Here is a 17,497-nt window from a genome sequence, read left to right as displayed (position 1 = left end):
TTTACAGCCTCCTATCACCTCCTAAATAATCCTCTAATAATTATTCTGTTAATGGCTCTATTCCTTACACCATAAGGGTTTAGGGTTTATAATAGAAATAGTAACCTGGGGATTTATTATGTCAAAGGTTCTATCTTCTTTACTCTGCACCGTAGTGGCGATCAGTGCCCCCAAGCCATCCAAATACGATGATGGCTATTATCAATCTGTCCTATTTCACGACACCGCCTATGCCCCCGATGACGAGGCAGGAAATATCTGGAAAAGTTTGCGGGAAAGTGATGGTGTGGGAGATCTGACCAAGGGGTGTCTCGTTCAACTCATCCCCAACGGGGAGGACAAGAACGGCAAACCCAAGCACACTGTCGTGGTGGTTCCCGACGGGAAAACCCCAACAACCTATCGCCCAGTGGCAGAACCACGGGCCCATTCCCAACAGCCGGGTAAATACTCTGTTCCCTCCAATGCTGCACCGACGGGCATCCCTGCCGATAAGAAGACTGCGATCGCCGCATACTGCGAAGACTTGGGGAGTCTCTATGCCTACTGCTATATGCAATCCAAGGGCAAATTAGAGGAACTAGCCAAGGAAGAAGAAACCTATCGATCCGCAGCCTCCAGCCTGTTCATTGCCGCTACTCGGAAGTTCAATCTGTGATTGAGCTAGTCCTAGAGGGGCGAGTTACACCCAAAGCCAGACCCCGCTTTACGGGCAAAACCACCTATCTGCCGGAAGGCTATCGGCAATGGAAGGATGGGGCGATCGCCCAAATTACCGACCAACTCCCTGCCCATTGGCAGCCCCTAAAGAGGGTGACGGCAACAATCCACCTCCATGGCTCCCATCGGGGTGATTTAGACAATCTAGCCGGTGCGATCCTTGATGCCTTGGTGCAAGCCGGTGTGGTCGTGGATGACCGCCTTTCCTGTCTGCCTAGCTTGTCCATAGATCATGTGCCGGGCGATCGCGCCGGTGCGACTATTCTCCTCACCCAACCCCCAGCGATCGCTTGATCACTTTGCGATGAAATCCGATCTCATTGTGATCAGTAAAACCACCCTAATTGCCCTCCAGTTCAGGGTTTAGCATGATGCTCCAGCGATCGCCTAGTGATCAATGCACTTAGCGATCGCCGGAGGGATAGGGGTCAAGCCACTAGCTCACGGATTAATTGAGCCTTGGTCTTGCGGGAATATTTGGGGACTCCACGACGGGCCGCCTCCTTACGCAACTCACGGATGCCCATGGCGGCATAGCGATCGCTGAGATTAGAGTCAACGGCTTCCGCCAACTCAGCGGTCACAGCTAACAATTCGCAGTAGTTGCGGCGCGAGGCACTGACCAACTCCCGCAATTCCGTAGAGGAGGGGGCAACGCAGTCCACCTTCTCAACCTCAACGGTGACAGCGGGAACATCAATCACATCAGGGGTCACAGCCCGTACAGGCATCGCATTCATGGTCATCGCAGCGGCGATCGCCCCCAAGAAGGTAGGCATGAATCGAGACTTGGCAGGCATGGGCATGACCACATCAGCCACCACCGCAGGCATGAACCGAGGGGCAGAACTCACCGCAGGCAGATAACCCACAATCGGACTGGGTGCAGCGGTCAGCAACATACTACTGGCCGGAGCAGGACGAGGACAGACCCCATCCCAGTAGCTCCAGTAATCTTCCAAGGTAGAACGAACAAACGAATCCGTGGCCATGGCCACTCCCTTCCAATTGAATCGAATCGCAGGAATATGGGGGGCAACATGGGCATCAAACACATTGCGGGCGGCTTGACCAGCGGTATAACTGGCTTTGCCAACCTCGATGGCTAAAACAGTGGTGCAATACGCAAAACGGGCGATCGCGAAGGCGCAATCCACACCAGAAACAGCAAATTCAGCAAATGCAGCGAACATAACTAAAACCTCAATACTGTGGGGGTCGGGTTTGTGGAGAGCAGTCCCGATCTGCTGGGATAATTGTGCCCTGTTTCGCAAGTGGACTGGCTACCAGCTTTGGTCAGGGGATAAGCGGTTTTTTGTATCGTGTAACCACTCACATCTATAACTTAGTTCATCCCCTTACCCATACACAATGGTTCTTATATCAAACCTTCTTATCCCATAGTCTACTGTATAACTATTTTGCTTATCAATGATGAGTGTTCAACTCGAACCATCCGGTTTTTGCAAAATTTGCACAGGCGATCGCCCAGAATATTTGCTTTATCGGGTTAGATTGGAAGGGTAGCGTAGACTGCGATAGATGCCGAATCCTAAACCTACCCAAACCCCACAGTTTCGATCTCACTGCTATCAAAAAGTGGATGGCTATGAACCGTTACATCCCTCGCCAATCAGCGTGAAGGTATTGCCGAAGATACGGGCAGCGATCGCCGCGATGCCCACATTGGAACGAGGGGCATGGTTGCGGCGGGTCATTACCGAGGCAGCCGAGAAGGAATTGATCAATCCGTCCACACCAGGGGCGATCGCTGAACAAAAAGTCGAGTTACTCATTTCTCACCCTGCCCTAGGGGGTGGCCATTTCCATGTGGAGGGGCGACGCATCCCATGGAAAGAGGGTGAGCCTCTACAGTTACCTACTGCGTTGGTTCACCCTCTGGAAGCTGAAATTAAGCGGCTAAATGGTTTATCTCAATGGGGGGATTACACCATCGAGCGAATTTGATCCACCGCCTCCACCAACCCGTCTTTCTCTGTGACATCAATGGCATCATTCGCCAGACGAATCCCGATATAGGCGAGTGACCGAACGGTTTGCAAATCACCAATTCCAGCTTGGGTGGCGATCGCTGTCAAGATCGCGGTTAACTCCTGTTGCAATACGATCAACTCAAAAAACTTTTCGTCCACGTCAATAGTCCGCATGATAATCTCTCCATAAATAAAGGAATTGGGCAGTTTCAAGCCATACCCAGGGCAAGGAACTAGGAAGCGATATAGGCAGATAGAGAGTCAAAACCGAGATAATTCAAAGTCGCATAGCAGTGCTTACAGCAAGCCTTATTCATGGCAGCGGCTTGGGTTTGATAGTCTTGGCAAGTGCAAGTGAGCTTATCAGTCAGGCATTGAACTAAGTACGAACCGTCTTTACTGGCAGACTTGACCATGTACTCACCCGTCTCAAAGGGCACTTTCACAACGTCCAAGCCAACTGCACCAGCTTTACGGAAGTCAACAAACTTTTGAGTGAAGGCTTTCTTAGAAACGAATCGGGAAACTTGACCCTTCGCCCACACATAGACACAGTTACCCCAAACTTCAACCTTGAGAGCGTGGTACTTGCGGCCCAAAATGCGAAAGGCATTACTGACCGAATAGATCAACTCTTTCGCGGTCTTGGTGAATTTGGGTGCATTAAAAGAAGTCATAATGAGGAAATCTCCTTTTGGGGGGAATAGGGGCGGTTTTGCTTGCAGGCGATCGCCCCTTTGACTTGCATTCAAATATAACCCGTTATAATGGGATAAAACAATAGATAGATGATAAGAATATAACCCGTTATAACTGGATAGCATAAGTTGGGCTAATGATTCACGTTATATCCTGCTATATGCCGTTATAATCTTGGCTATGTCTTGAGATATGACAATGAAGCGAAAAGGAAGTATTGGGGGCAATCCAAATCCTGTACAAACCCCAGAATTTTTAGCAAAGCAATTCCCACCAGCCCCAGATATTCCGCCTGGCGTAAAGCTAGGTGAGCCGATTTGCGTGGCCGTGCCATTGCCGATTGATGCAGAAATTAGGCGGCTTAAGAATCGTTCTATATGGCTTCGTAGAATCATCACCGAAGCAGCCCGGCGGGATTTGATGTCACCCTCACCGGAGGAATCCGGGGCGATCGCCCATCAAGGCACATCCACCCCATCACCGGCGGTGGATGTTTCCCCATCCGCTGAGATGGCAGAACAGCCTACCAAGCGTAAGCGAGGGCGACCACGTAAGGTTGAACCATGAGTGCATTGCTACGGTGTAATATTTGGAAAAGCTTCTGAGAGGATGCACCAAAAAAAGAAACCCAGGCGGACACCTGGGTTCAGTTAAATGAAAAATTCTTAAGGCAATCATCCCATGTCTGAATGAGACTTCAAACTTTTACAAGAAAATAATAAGCTAACATCTCACTGTTCACACCAGTTCTGGGGCTGGCAGATGAAACGCCAATGACAGGGAATTTACGCCCGGCGGTATCTATAAAAGTCTATTCCCATCTTTTCCAAGCAACGATCTTTTGGGGGCACTTTTGGGGCACCCTCTATATGAACCTAGTCATAAAGGCTATTTTGAGCCTCATTGATAGTGACTCTCTCTCCGTATTATTTAAGTCCAAGTTTGTCTATAAACGTCTTAAATCCCTTATAGGACAAGGCTTATAGCTTATTGATACCTCTAGGTTTATCTTGTGTGGCCTATAGACTGACCCCTTCAAGATGGTCAGCCAGATTTGTCAGGGTATAGTTGACGGGACTGCTGAGTAAATATTGGCAGTAGTCTAATTTGGTAAATCTCATTCCTCAATATTAAATAACTCTGCATAAGTCCTGTTTATTTTATTGTCTGGTTGAGGTTCGTTAATGCTGTTTGAACAGGCAGATCCAGAAATTTATCTATTGACAACCGCCCTAGGAGATCAGTTGGCGGGACAGATTGCCACTTGGGTCATGCCGATCAGTTTGATTCCAGACCCACTCCGTTTAATAGTTGCCCTCTCGCCAACGGGCCAAACTTGCCAGTTCATAGATCGCCGTGGCCAGTTTTTCATTCATTTGTTAGCAACGGATCAAATCCCCTGGTTAAGTCACTTTGGTTTGTACTCTGGCTTTGATTGCGATAAATTTACAGGACTGGATTACCAACTCACCCCATCGGGCTTGCCCCATCTCAAGGGGACCTGTGCCTGGGCCGAATGCGAAGTGCTGTGGAAAATAGATACGGGCGATCGCTACTTATTTCTGGCCCACAGTCTCCATCAGAGTCATGACCCAACCAAACACCCCCTGAGGTTAACCCAGGGTCGAAATGGGTTAAGTCCAGCCGAACAGGATCAGCACCGACAAAAATATGAAGCCGATATTCAGCGGGCGCGGCAATTGCTCCAATCTGCCGATCATTGGCAGATGTCCCCGGTTGCTGAAAAGGATATCCCTAGGAGAGAATAGGCAAGACCCCGTCCGCCTTAATCTGCCGACCTAGTGTGCCGAACTAATGTGCCGAACTAATGTGTAAGTAGGATGACCAATCCTGAATTTGAAAAATTTTGCCAGTTAGCAACCCAAGGCAACTTTATACCCGTCTATCGAGAATGGGTAGCGGATCTAGACACCCCGGTGTCTGCCTGGTATCGAGTTTGCCGCGATCGCCCCTACAATTTTTTACTGGAATCCGTAGAGGGGGGCGAACACCTTGGCCGCTATAGCCTCCTCGGCTGTGACCCCCTATGGGTACTAGAAACCCGTGGCGCAGAAACCACCCAAACCCACCGCAATGGGCAAATTCAGGTTTTTCAGGGCAATCCCTTTGATATTCTCCGAGATTGTTTAGTTCCCTATGAGCCAGTAAAGCGGCCGGAACTTCCCCCCGGCATTGGTGGCCTCTTTGGCTTTTGGGGCTATGAACTGATCCATTGGATTGAACCCCGTGTCCCTACCCATCCCGCCCAACCGGAGGATTTACCCGATGGTCTCTGGATGCAGATGGATCAGGTTTTGATTTTTGATCAGGTGAAGCGGAAAATTTGGGCCGTTGTCTATGCCGATACTCGCGAAGGGGCAGATCTGGCGACGGTCTATCAACAAGCCAGCGATCGCCTGGATCATCTAATGGTTAAATTACAAACCCCCGTAGATTCTCAGCAAAGTCTTTTGAGTTGGAACCCCCACCAGCAGACCCCCAACTTCACCAGTAATGTCACTCCCGAAGCCTTTCGCCAGAATGTTGAGAAAGCCAAAGCCTACATTGGTGCGGGAGATATTTTTCAAGTTGTCCTATCCCAGCGATTGAGTGCCACCTACCAGGGAGACCCCTTTGCCCTATACCGATCGCTGCGGCTGATTAATCCATCCCCCTACATGGCCTATTTTCACTTTAAGACCTGGCAAATTATTGGCTCTAGCCCTGAAGTCATGGTCAAGGCAGACTACACCGAAGCCACCCCTAACCACCTGCGGGCAACCGTCCGCCCCATTGCCGGAACGCGAAAGCGGGGCCAAACCTACGAGCAAGATCAACAACTAGGCAGCGAACTATTAGCCGATGCCAAGGAAGTGGCCGAACACGTTATGTTGGTGGATCTGGGTCGGAATGATCTAGGGCGAGTTTGCCGCCAAGGGACGGTCAATGTTGAAGACTTTATGCTGATTGAGCGGTATTCCCACGTCATGCACATTGTCAGTAATGTTGTCGGGGATCTGTCACCCCATTGCACCGCATGGGATCTCCTCCAAGCCTGTTTTCCCGCCGGAACCGTCAGCGGTGCCCCCAAGATTCGCGCCATGGAAATTATTCATGAACTTGAAGGCTGTCGACGCGGGCCCTATTCTGGAGCCTACGGGTACTATGATTTTGAAGGTCAACTCAATACGGCGATCGCCATTCGCACTATGGTGGTACAACAACAAGAGGAAAATGAGCATGTGATCCATGTGCAAGCGGGTGCGGGTCTAGTAGCCGATTCGGATCCCCACAAAGAATATGAAGAAACCCTCAATAAGGCGCGGGGACTCCTCGAAGCAATTTCAGCCCTAGGGCAAGCATCTTAACGAAAACTTGAAAAAACCATTAACTCGTCTTTACATTCTCAGCCTAGTGTAGTCACAGATACCCTAGGTCTAATCCTATGCCTTCGTTTTCCTCCTCCCCCTCCCTCGATTCCCCCAATCGCCTGGAAGTTTTAGAGGCCATCTTTCGCCATCCAACCCCAAGTATTCCCCAGTCTAAGTTTTATACATTTGCCAGCGGAGATAATATTTGGCTGGAAAGCGATCGCCTGTGGGTTGTGAGCCGGGGTGTAGTTCAGCTAAATCTCCTCCATGCCAGCGGTGATGAAGTCATTTTAGGATTAGCCACTCCAGGGATGACCTTTGGCAGTCCCCTAACCGCCTTAACCGCCTACCAAGCTCGGGCCTTGACGACCGTAGAAGTCATGTCCTTTACCCTCGCGGAAGTTGAATCCTCCCCCAACCTAACCCAAAGTTTATTTCGTGGTTTAAGTCGGCGGTTGCGGCAAGGGGAAGCTCTATTAGCCATTTCCAGTCATCGTCGCATTGAAGAGCGGCTACGGCATTTGTTGTTTTTGTTGAAACAGGAAGTGGGGCAAAGCCATCCCCAAGGAACACGCCTGAGTGTGCGACTAACCCATCAACAGTTAGCCAGTGCCATTGGCACCAGCCGGGTGACGATTACGCGGTTATTGGGTAAAATGCGCCAGGAAAATTGGATCACCTGCGATCGCGATCGCCATTTAATTCTGACCCCCCTTGCCATTCAACCCGTTCTTTAGCCCCTCCAGGCACTTGGGCTTCTGCGCTCTGGGGAAACGGTGTAGGATGGTGGTAGGGAGAGTAGAATAAATACCCCTATCATCGAAGAAGTTGTTGAACAATTGCAGGTCATGCCTCAGCATTTGTAATGGTAGGTGCTTGAATTTGTGCGCACCTTGGTAAAGGCAGAGGTTCGTGGTACGCCAGGGCAGCAATTATTGCGTTTTGCTGTTTCAATTCCTTCCAATGACCTTCAGTTGATGTGTGAAGCAATTGAGCAGGATTGCGAATAGATAGATGTCGATGAGTGGTAGGTTTTTACTCGATACTAACATCATTATTGCTCTCTTTTCTGATGAAGTGACTGCAAAACCATCTATAATCAAATCTCAAAAAAGCAACGTAAGGAACGCTTAAAGGAAATGATCCGATTGTTGGCCTGGCCGGGTCGCTATCTGCGGGGATTTGGGGCATTTTTTCGGGGTTTGGGGTTCATTGCCCACCATCGTCTCTGGGGCTACTTGCTATTGCCCGCTTTGCTCAGCCTGTCCTTAGGACTGATATTAATTCTTCTGGGCTTTTTTACGGTGCGGGATGGGGTCTTGCACCTCTACCATGGCAACGATCGCACCTGGTTAGCCACCTATGAAGTCCTCGCCAATATCCTAGCGGGGGCGATCGCCCTATTTGTCACCCTGATTGGCTATCAAACCCTAGTACCCCTTGTGGTCATACCCTTTCTGGGGCCCCTACTCAATCGAGTAGAAATTATTCTGACAGGGCAGCCCATTGAAGTCGGCTGGTGGCGAGATATCCAAAATGCCCTCATTGGTGGCTGGTTTGCTCTTCGGGATGCCATCTTACAGTTGCTATGTCTGGGGCTAACCCTATTTTTGGGCCCCGGTCAACCCATTGTCATGCTATTGATTAGTGGCTATTTTCTCGGTCGGGGGAGTTTTGACTATTTGCTAGAAAAACAAAGTCAAACCCTGAAGGAACGTTTCCAAAAAACTCGCCGCTACTGGCCGGAAATTCAAGGCCTAGGGTCAGCCCAAGTTTTGGGGTTATTTATTCCCCTCCTGGGCATATTACTGGTTCCGGCCAGTGGGGTGGTAGGGGCAGCCCTCCTAGTCTATGGTGCAACGAAAGTTGATACCGTGGATGCATCACCTGAATCACCCCAACTTAATGGCGGGCGATAAACCCTATTGGTTATGAAAACGTTGCCAGAAATTATACCACCAGTCCGGGGGTTCGTTTTTGGGACCATCGTATTCGGTGGGCCGGCCCGTATCGCCATCGACAACTAAACTACCGACATAATCGGCATTGCTGTAGACCTTGGCAATTTGGTCATTGATGTGGCTTATATCTGCCTCGGAAACAACCCCATTATCGGTAGCCTTATAAAACTGTACCGTCACCCGAATTGGGAAATCGGGATCCCGCTCGATCGCCAGGTTATCAATTTCCGTGAAGGGGCCTTCCACCTCGCCATGGCTAATCACAGCAGCTTCCACATTGGAGGAACGTCCGGCAACATCCGATTCCATTGCAGAGGGGGCAGCGGGCATCATCAAGGGAACGCCACCTAAACTTTGCCGGGTGCGGGGTTGTTGCTTGAGGGGGACTTGAATCAGCATCACCATATTTAGGCCTGCCGCTTCTGCTTCTTCCGAACTAATCCCTTGGCCCGGGTCAACCGTTACCCCCCCCAGAGAAACATCACTGGCCCGTTGCCCGGTAAGGCTGGCCCGTTCACCATTCTTGTTAAAAAATAGCCGCTGTCCCCACGTGCGGCCCGCCTCAAATCCATCCCGCTGATTATCAATGATCGTGGCACTGGTGCCTTGGCGGGTAATTAAAATGGCTAAAACCGCTGGATTTTTTTCATAGGATTGATAGTTAAACAGCACTGGATTAAAGATAGCTTCACGGCCTTGGGGAATCGGTAAGAAACAGGCCTGGGCACTAACGAGGGCATGGCTATCTCGGGGAGCTAGGAGGGATTTTCCGGAACCTTTCCAAGAGCGGGAATTATGGAGATATTTACGAAAATTACCTAAATACTCTCGCAGGCTAATCCGTTTTAGATCCCGTCCCTTTTCATTACCCACACGAATGAAAAAGCGATCCAGGGGAATATCGGCGGTCTTATCCGTAAAATTTGGAAAGCGGATCACGGGCATTAAACTCAAGTCGTAGCTGCGAGATTGGGGATTAAATTGCTGAACTTGAATCGTCATATCACTGATATTGGGGCCCACCGCCGAATTTTGATAGCGACCCGTATCTTCCCAGGTGACGTTTAAGATATTCAGGCCATACTGTTGGGCCAGCCGTTGGGCATTGGCATCCCCAACCATGGTGCGAGTCCGCTCAATCACACTGCGGTACTGGGTGTAAGCCTCCAAATTCAAGGCCACCTCCGAAGGCGATGACGGGGATTGGGAGGGGCGGGATTCAATACCCCAAGAATCTTGCGCTAGGGCCGGATCAATCATGGTTAGTCCTGCGGATAGGGGTGGGCTGTGGGGCGATCGCGGTGATAAAAGGGATAGGGCGGTTCCCAGACCGAGTAGGGCCGCTAGACTCACAGACAAGACAATGGGTTGTCGCATAATAGCTTCTCCAGTGATAGTTCTAGCCTAAGGGCGATCTCCGGGAAATAGATCCCAGTTACCATTTCGGAAACAGATGTTTGGCGTAAATCAGGCTGGATCAGATCACAACTCCTGTAACTGGGCAATTAAACCAAGGATTTGCTGCCCCTGCCGATAGACCTGTATCAGATCCGGTAAATCCCGCAGGGTGGGTTGACTCATCAGTATTTCAGAGTATCCCAAAATAACCGTCAGGGGAGTTCGCAGATCATGGCGGTAGCGACGCAGGTCTTGATCCGGCTCTTCTGCAAGTTTGCTCTGGAGGAGGTGGCTCGCCCGTTGAATCTTCACAACAAGACTGTGTTGCTTTTCCGTCCAAGGATAGTTGACCAATCCCTGGGCGATCGCTATCAAATCAGCCGTTGCCTGTTGTAAAGGGATCAAAGATGGGGTCGAAGTCATGTTCTTGATAACCGTGATAAAGATAACCCAGATACTCCGCCAAGGGAGGGGATTCCGCCACTAGCCGCTGGGGGTGCGCCAGATAAATATGCCCCAAGGAACGCTTGCCCGATGATGTCGTAAAGGGGAGTCCCAGACGAACATAGTGGGAGGGTTCACCTTCAAAGGAATCGAGTTGGTGTAAGTCTTCCCGGTCTAGGGCATAGGCCACAAAGGGACAGCGATAGCCCTGGCCGCGATAGCGAAGATTGGCCGCGGTTCCCCAGCGTGGATTTTTCTTATTAAAGACCAGTTGGTAACCGTCAAGAAAGCCCACTTGATTGTCATAAACTGTGGAGATGCGATCTAAAAGCCGCTCAGAACTCATATTAGAACCATAGGCAATATACCAATGCAGCCCGTCTTCCCTTTCCTGGAGGTAGCGTCGATAATCACCATGGGGAATTTGATGCTGAGGGGTAATATTTTTTTGGTAAACGTAGACTTGGGCATGAACGGTTCTACCATCTTGGAAACTCACAACTGGTATCATTTCTCGGATGTACATTGAATCATCGATTTGATTGGGATCATAGCCCTCAATGCCATCTAACGTTCTTAGGGTTTCAGCATCCACTTGATATAACTCACCATAAACAACCTCCTGGGCATGGTCTGCGGCTTTGAATCCCGGAAAGGAACCCAAATCGTATAACCTCCCCTGGGTCAATCCATGGCCGAGAAAGGTGGCGTTGGCTAATCTGTCGGAGAGACCTAGGCCTTGGGTAAGGGTTCCATAGACAAAAAGATGGGTGAGATCAGTATTTTCAGTATTTGTAAGATCGGTGGCAGGGAATGGTGATGAATCAGTCATGGAGCTATCTTAGGCGGAAAGTTGATTTAGGGTCTGCTGGAGGCGATCGCTCACCAGGGTTAGTACTTGGCGGGTCATGTCCAAATGGGAATCTAGGAGGGCCCGGAAGGAGGCGGCCGGAATGGCTAAAACGTAGGTAGACTCAGCAGTGGCAACCACCGTGGCCGTGCGATTACCTTGGGTCAGTACCGCCAATTCCCCAAGGGTTTGTCCGGGAGTAATGGTTCCCAACCGCACCAAACTGGAGGTTGTGCCCACCTGAACATCGGCGGATCCCCGCACAAGGAGTAGAACCTCATCGGCGGTATCGCCAATAATACAAAGGGAATTTCCAGGATGATACCCCCGCACCTGACTCGCTAGGGCTAATTCCAATAGATCCAAGTGGGGAATGTCCCGAAAGAGGGGGGCATGGGCTAACCAAAGGGCTTTTTCCAGGGTACTCAAACCCATAGCAGTATCCCTAGACGTTTGCCAACTAACGACAATGGCGGGGCTGCCTGAACGACTAAAACCAATGCGATCGCCGGATTTCAGGGGAATGGTCTCTTTGTGAATCACCTTATTTTGATAGACCAAGCCATTGACACTGCCCAAATCCTGGAGGTGTACGCCCTGAGTGCTAATGTCTAAGACCGCGTGGTTTCGGGAGACGCGACTATCAGGAATAACCACATCATTCCCGGGATCCCGACCAATGGTAATGCGGGTCTGATGCCAAAATTGCACCTGGGTCGTCTGGACGTGATCAATGGTAATCTCTAGGTTTTCGATGGGCTGGGCAGTTGGGGTGGATTTACCTAAAATTCCTTGGGCGGTATCGGCGACAATGTTGTCAATATCCAGGGTTCTCGCAGGGGCCTGGCCCAGTTGGGCTGCATACTGTTTTCCTGCCTTAGCATCAATCTGGGCGATCGCCCACAAACTGGCCGCCCGGATCAGGGCTTCAGGGGATTGCAGCAGATCCGTCAACACCCCTAGGGTTTTCCCCTGCTTCGCCGATCCACTCTCCTCTAAACGCACTCGGGTTTCTGTCTGTAATCGTTGCAACTGATTAAAAATGGCCGGGCTGAGGCGATCGCGCCAAGGAGGCATTGCTGGGGAATGGCGCAATAGGGCCGATTGAAAAAGGGGATCATCGGGCAGTTGGCTACCTACAGCTTGGGCGAGGTTCATCGCCTCTGGGGTGTTACCCAAAATCTCAAGAATACCTAAAAACTGTTGACTCACCATCTGCTGTTGACCATCGAGGAAATGAATCAAAAAGTCGTAGACGGGCGCAGTCAGGGGAGAACTCTGGCGGAGAATTTGGCGTTGCTGATGGAGGAGGTGCAGTTGTTGAAGTAATTTCTCGCCGGATTTGTAAAAAATACTATTCTGATTCAACAGTTCCGCTAAAACCGTGGCTTCCTCCTCTGGATTAATGTTGTATTCCTGCTTGAGGGCCTGGAGAGCATCCTGTTTTTGGGTGATCATCTCGTTGAGGGGAATTCCCCCCTGCACCCCCTCCAAAAAGAGACCTTCAATGGACTGGCGGTAGCCCCGCAGACGTAACCGCTGTTCCCGAGAAGCTGCCTTCTCTGGGGATAGTAGCCCAGGATCATTAATGCCCACATCCTGTAAGAGTTGCTGGTGTTCTGTGTCACTAATGCCCAACTGATTCCGCAACCCTTGGAGTACCACTAAACTACTCACGGAATTAACGGTGCCATTTTCCAGGGCTTCCCGCAGCACTTCCCGATAGATCTGCAGGCTCTTTTGATGATTAAAGCCGGGTAATACTTTGGCTAGGACATACACTTCATCGGTGCGCAGATCCGAGAGCGATCGCCCCCCCAAGACCCGATCCAGATCCGGGCCAAATTTGGCCAATTGCCGCCGCAAGCTGTGACTGACGCTTTCCCGTTGGTATTGATCCGCACTGCGCCCCAGGGTTCGATAACACCAAAGGGCGATCGCCACAACTAAACCCCAATCCACCAAAGGCCGAAAGGGTTGCAGCCAACCCAAGGTGGGACGAACCCCCAAAAAGTAGAGACAGGTAAAGGCACTAAAGGCAAAGAGGGTAAACAACTGGTGACGCAGGGTCGATTCGGGCAATGTTACGGATTTACCCTTTAGGTACTGGCGATAGGCCCCCTCGATGCCAAACCCCAAGCCATAGGTGAGGGCAACAAAGACCCCTAAGGTTAGGGGAACCGCCACTAATTTAGGAATAGGCCATGCAGTGCCACCAATATAAAAACCCGGCCCCATAAGGGTCGAGAGTTGTTGCCGCTCTAGCCAAACCGTGCCCCCCAAGAAATTGGCATTCCCGGTATAGAAAAAGAAGTACAGGAAAAAACCAATTACCAGGCCCAAATACCCGTAGTAAAGTAATCGCCGCTCCGGCTGCTGCACCCGATCCCAGTAGGCCCGCTCCGCATCAATATCCATGCAGGGGGACTGGCAACTGACACAAACACTTTTTTCCGTCCCCTTGTCCGTTACGGAGCGGCACATGGACTGGGTAATGCCCTGGGGACCGCCCTGATGGGCCTCACTCCCCAACAGACCCCGGGGGCCGGTATAAATTTCCTGCACCGGAGCCATGGGGCAAAAATACTGACACCAGGATTTTCCGGGATATAAAAAGCCCACTGCGATCGCCAGCAAAATCACCACGATCAGAAACACGCCCAAGGCCCAGCGATCGGAGTTGACAAAAAGGAGGCGAACCACCAAACCCAAAAACAATAGGCCCATTTGCACATACAGACGATTGCGCCCCAGCCAGGAATTCGCCTCAATGGCCACCAACTCATAGCGAGTTTTTTTCGTCTGGGGATTGGTAATTTTCCGTTTGCGCTGCCACCCTAGGGAGCGGGGAATTTGGGAGAAAAAGGCCAAGGGACAAAGCCGTCGCCAGGCCTCGTGACTCAGGGTAACTAAGGTCACCACCACCGATGGAACCACCATGCCCCAAAAAATGCGTGCCCCCATTGGGTAAGGAATCGGCTCTTTGCACTCCCCCTGAAAACTGAGACAGTCGCCCCGTAAACGAAAGGGGCTGCCAGAGGCCGGATCCGTCAAAGCTTCAGAGATGGGATCATAAAAGAGGGATGTAATCAAGACCAGCCAGCCAAGGGCCAGACTCCAGCGCACCAGATGCATATATTTCTCTGGAATTTTATTCAGCATTACCATTTCCCAACGCGGGGTAGAAATATTTCCAATAATTAAGTTTTTTGTACAAATCTATCAACCTGTATATCGCTTTGCCATTGGCTTCGGCGGTATTGTTTAATGAAAGATAGCTCCCAAAGAATAGCGGCTTTGGTGTGTCCCATGATAGCAACTTTATAAGAACTTTATTGACCGTTAGAGAAGGACTAATTATTGGATTTTTTATCGACCAACATTCTTAAAATTCAGGGAGCCAGAATAAGTTCAGCCACAGCTTCTTAGCATAGTGTTTGAAGTTAGTATAGTCTTTGAAATTTTATATTATTTTAAGTTTCAATTTGTCCCATGCTTAACTTAATATGAAAGATATGAAAAAGATATAAAGTGATAAATCCGTAAAAAATGGTTAGGATATTATTAAGTGTCAACCCGTATCGGATAGGGGGAACCTATGACCAAGCATGATCACGGCAAAGTTTATAGTGTCACGTTAGTCAATGATGCCATTGGTCTAAAGAAAACGATTAAAGTCCATGGCGATGAATATATTTTAGATGCAGCAGAGGTGCAGGGGATTGATCTTCCCTATTCCTGTCGGGCGGGGGCCTGTGTGAACTGTGCCGGGCGGATTGTCAGTGGTACCCTAGATCAGTCGGATCACTCCTTCTTGAAAGATAAGGAATTAAAGGCGGGCTTCGCGTTGCTGTGTGCGGCCTATGCCACCTCCGATTGTGTGATTCAAACCCACGAAGAAGATAACTTACTCAACCTTGACTAGAATCCTGACTGGGGCGATCGCTTCTTTTTTTGGTAATCTAGGGTAGCGTTGCGGCTTTGTGCCCGATCTAATGAAATCCAAGGTAATTGGCTCATCCGTATTGCAGGAGTTACTGGCTGCTCAGTCACATCTGCGATCGCAGATTTATTTTAAGGCTTCTTTAACGGCTCTTTCCCATGCCATGGAAGATCAGGTCTTAGCGGGGAATGACGCGCCCCTGATTGTGGCCTGTTTTCAGCGGGAACGATTTTATCGCCAAGAAGCCCATCGCTACCAACGCATTGCCAATAAAACAAGTCAGGTCTACATCTTAGCGGCCCCGGAAACTGAATTTCGCAACTGCTCTGACTTTTATGAAACCATTGCCTTTGATCCCCAGGATGGTCTAAGTCAAGAGTGGCATTTACTGGTACTGGGTTTCGACTATAGTGCCTGTTTAATTTGCCGAGAAATGAAAGCCGGATCGGCCCAAAAATCACGCCTGGCAATAGGTTCTCCGCCCATGGATCAGGCTCGCCGTTTTGAGGGCATATGGACTTTTGACCGGGGAATCACTGCCACAGCAGCGCGGATACTCCTAGGGCGAATTGGTCAGTATCGACCGGAACTCAAATCTAAATTGGCCAAGGGCATGAAACTGGTGGAGCGGGCCGAGGCCCACGGGAGCCACCCCACGGATCCCGCCCCCTTTACCGATCGCCTTGTCACCTATTTACAGGCGGGTCAATATAAGCAAATTAAGGCCTATCGCCAAATTACGATTCAAGAGCGGAAGGAACGCCTAACAAACTCCATTACCACCGCCATCCGTCGCTCCTTGGATCCTTCTCAAATTTTAACGGTGGCCGTTCAGGAATTGGGCCAAGCCATTGGCAGCGATCGCTGTGTAATTTACCAATGCCGGGCCAATGATACCAGTGTGCCCATTCACTATGAGGCCATCAAAGATGGCTACCCCAGCCTGCGGAAGCAATTTTGGCCCCTCCATAAAAATCCCCTATTTCAGCAGGCGGTTCAGCAGCAACTCCCGGTGATTGTAACCAGTCTAGGGGAAGACCCCCATCTGGCGAATGTACCAGAGTTTGCCAAATTTTTAGGGAATCTAGGGATTGAATCCTTGATCCTGGCTCCGGTTCTCTATCAAGGTCGTCTCCTGGGAATGGTGGAACTCCATAGTGGCCAAGCTTGCCCCTGGGAAGATGGGGATGATGCCCTGGTGGAGGCGATCGCAACCCAGGTGGGGGTAGCTCTGATCCAAGCGGAAGCCTATGCTGATTTAGAGGATCTCAATGTCCAGTTAGAGGCCCTCGATCGCACCCGCAGTAATCTGATTGCTATTACGGGCCACGAATTGCGAACCCCCCTTTCAACGATCCAAATTTGCCTGGAAAGTTTAGCCAGTGAACCGGATATGTCCCTGGAAATGCGGCAAGTGATGCTGACCACGGCCCTCACCGATGCTGAGCGTATGCGAAAACTGATCCAAGACTTTTTGACCCTATCCCAGTTGGAAAGTGGCCGGGTTCAATGGCATCCTGAAGCGTTGCCGATGCAAGAATTGGTGGATTTAGCCCTGAGTAGTCTCCGCAGTCCCAAGGACGAATTACCGGCGATCGTCACGATATTACCGGAGAACTTACCCCTGGTGCGGGCCGATGGCGAATGGTTAGTGGAAGTGCTATCCAAACTCATTGATAATGCCTGTAAATTTACGGAGCAGTCTGGGGAAGTCTCCATTGCCGCCATTGCCAATGCGGCAGGAATGCTGGAAGTAACAGTCACGGATACGGGGCGGGGCATTGAGCCCGATCGCCTGGAAACCATTTTCGATCGCTTTTACCAAGAAGAGGGGGCCCTGCGTCGCTCTGCTGGGGGAACGGGACTAGGATTAGCCATTTGTCGGCAAATTATTACTAACCTGGGAGGGAAAATTTGGGCCGAATCGGCGGGCCGCGATCGCGGGAGTCAATTTCACTTTACCATTCCCATTGCAGAACCCCCGCCAATGTAAGCCGTCAGAGCTTAAGCACCTGTCCAGTTTTTGGGGGCCATTATAGAGTTTCCGCTTCGGAGGATATGGGAGCAAGGACTCCATGGAAAAATATCCGGTATAACACTCCTTAAATTTAGCGGAA

The 17,497-nt window shown here is 50.4% G+C and carries 17 protein-coding genes; 10 read left to right on the top strand and 7 right to left on the bottom strand.

Features of this window, described 5'->3' with window-relative positions:
* Positions 1-118 precede the first annotated feature (118 nt).
* Complete coding sequence (locus tag L3556_RS06085; RefSeq protein ID WP_277866413.1) at positions 119-658, top strand: hypothetical protein; 540 nt, start codon at positions 119-121, stop codon at positions 656-658.
* A complete protein-coding gene (locus L3556_RS06080; protein ID WP_277866412.1) occupies positions 655-1,014 on the top strand; it encodes a RusA family crossover junction endodeoxyribonuclease in 360 nt (119 codons plus the stop codon). The genes L3556_RS06085 and L3556_RS06080 overlap by 4 nt, the downstream gene beginning before the upstream one ends.
* Before the next feature lie 134 nt (positions 1,015-1,148).
* On the opposite strand, the gene L3556_RS06075 is transcribed toward L3556_RS06080, so the two are convergent.
* Positions 1,149-1,913: a hypothetical protein gene (locus tag L3556_RS06075; RefSeq protein WP_277866411.1), complete on the bottom strand. Its 765-nt coding sequence runs from the start codon at positions 1,911-1,913 to the stop codon at positions 1,149-1,151.
* Between the two features lie 349 nt (positions 1,914-2,262).
* On the opposite strand from L3556_RS06075, the gene L3556_RS06070 reads away from it, so the two are divergent.
* Positions 2,263-2,688, top strand: coding sequence for a hypothetical protein (locus L3556_RS06070; RefSeq protein ID WP_277866410.1), 426 nt, complete (start codon positions 2,263-2,265; stop codon positions 2,686-2,688).
* Here L3556_RS06070 and L3556_RS06065 read toward each other — a convergent pair.
* Complete coding sequence (locus L3556_RS06065) at positions 2,667-2,888, bottom strand: hypothetical protein (RefSeq protein WP_277866409.1); 222 nt, start codon at positions 2,886-2,888, stop codon at positions 2,667-2,669. The genes L3556_RS06070 and L3556_RS06065 overlap by 22 nt on opposite strands.
* Positions 2,889-2,947: 59 nt before the next feature.
* Positions 2,948-3,391 carry an SWIM zinc finger family protein gene (locus tag L3556_RS06060; RefSeq protein ID WP_277866408.1) on the bottom strand — a complete coding sequence of 148 codons (444 nt, stop codon included), beginning with the start codon at positions 3,389-3,391 and terminating at the stop codon, positions 2,948-2,950.
* 220 nt (positions 3,392-3,611) lie between these two features.
* On the opposite strand from L3556_RS06060, the gene L3556_RS06055 reads away from it, so the two are divergent.
* The 5 genes from L3556_RS06055 to L3556_RS06035 all read left to right on the top strand — a co-directional run bounded on the left by L3556_RS06055 (position 3,612) and on the right by L3556_RS06035 (position 8,703).
* Entirely contained in the window at positions 3,612-3,980 is a 369-nt protein-coding gene (locus tag L3556_RS06055) for a hypothetical protein (RefSeq protein WP_277866407.1), read from the top strand.
* A 617-nt stretch (positions 3,981-4,597) separates the two neighbouring features.
* On the top strand, positions 4,598-5,182 hold the full coding sequence (locus L3556_RS06050; protein WP_277866406.1) for a flavin reductase family protein: 585 nt from the start codon (positions 4,598-4,600) through the stop codon (positions 5,180-5,182).
* A 72-nt stretch (positions 5,183-5,254) separates the two neighbouring features.
* Positions 5,255-6,781 carry an anthranilate synthase component I gene (gene trpE / locus L3556_RS06045; protein ID WP_277866405.1) on the top strand — a complete coding sequence of 509 codons (1,527 nt, stop codon included), beginning with the start codon at positions 5,255-5,257 and terminating at the stop codon, positions 6,779-6,781.
* A gap of 77 nt (positions 6,782-6,858) precedes the next feature.
* Positions 6,859-7,521 carry a Crp/Fnr family transcriptional regulator gene (locus L3556_RS06040; RefSeq protein WP_277866404.1) on the top strand — a complete coding sequence of 221 codons (663 nt, stop codon included), beginning with the start codon at positions 6,859-6,861 and terminating at the stop codon, positions 7,519-7,521.
* 402 nt (positions 7,522-7,923) lie between these two features.
* Complete coding sequence (locus L3556_RS06035) at positions 7,924-8,703, top strand: EI24 domain-containing protein (protein WP_277866403.1); 780 nt, start codon at positions 7,924-7,926, stop codon at positions 8,701-8,703.
* A gap of 3 nt (positions 8,704-8,706) precedes the next feature.
* On the opposite strand, the gene L3556_RS06030 is transcribed toward L3556_RS06035, so the two are convergent.
* The 4 genes from L3556_RS06030 to L3556_RS06015 form a co-directional block, all read right to left on the bottom strand.
* On the bottom strand, positions 8,707-10,122 hold the full coding sequence (locus tag L3556_RS06030; RefSeq protein ID WP_277866402.1) for a hypothetical protein: 1,416 nt from the start codon (positions 10,120-10,122) through the stop codon (positions 8,707-8,709).
* 105 nt (positions 10,123-10,227) lie between these two features.
* Positions 10,228-10,548: a histidine kinase dimerization/phospho-acceptor domain-containing protein gene (locus L3556_RS06025; RefSeq protein WP_277866401.1), complete on the bottom strand. Its 321-nt coding sequence runs from the start codon at positions 10,546-10,548 to the stop codon at positions 10,228-10,230.
* On the bottom strand, positions 10,520-11,419 hold the full coding sequence (locus L3556_RS06020; protein WP_277866400.1) for a gamma-glutamylcyclotransferase family protein: 900 nt from the start codon (positions 11,417-11,419) through the stop codon (positions 10,520-10,522). Before L3556_RS06020 ends, L3556_RS06025 begins: the two co-directional genes overlap by 29 nt.
* A gap of 9 nt (positions 11,420-11,428) precedes the next feature.
* The gene (locus L3556_RS06015) at positions 11,429-14,599 is read right to left on the bottom strand and encodes an FHA domain-containing protein (protein ID WP_277866399.1); all 3,171 of its coding nucleotides are present in this window, start codon (positions 14,597-14,599) and stop codon (positions 11,429-11,431) included.
* Between the two features lie 436 nt (positions 14,600-15,035).
* On the opposite strand from L3556_RS06015, the gene L3556_RS06010 reads away from it, so the two are divergent.
* Together L3556_RS06010 and L3556_RS06005 are read left to right on the top strand one after the other, a co-directional pair.
* Positions 15,036-15,362, top strand: coding sequence for a 2Fe-2S iron-sulfur cluster-binding protein (locus L3556_RS06010; protein ID WP_277866398.1), 327 nt, complete (start codon positions 15,036-15,038; stop codon positions 15,360-15,362).
* Between the two features lie 70 nt (positions 15,363-15,432).
* On the top strand, positions 15,433-17,373 hold the full coding sequence (locus L3556_RS06005) for a DICT sensory domain-containing protein (RefSeq protein ID WP_277866397.1): 1,941 nt from the start codon (positions 15,433-15,435) through the stop codon (positions 17,371-17,373).
* The last annotated feature ends 124 nt before the right edge of the window (positions 17,374-17,497 follow it).

Source organism: Candidatus Synechococcus calcipolaris G9, from assembly GCF_029582805.1.
GTDB classification, from domain to species: Bacteria; Cyanobacteriota; Cyanobacteriia; order Thermosynechococcales; family Thermosynechococcaceae; genus Synechococcus_F; species Synechococcus_F calcipolaris.
This window is presented reverse-complemented; position numbering and strand designations above follow the sequence as displayed.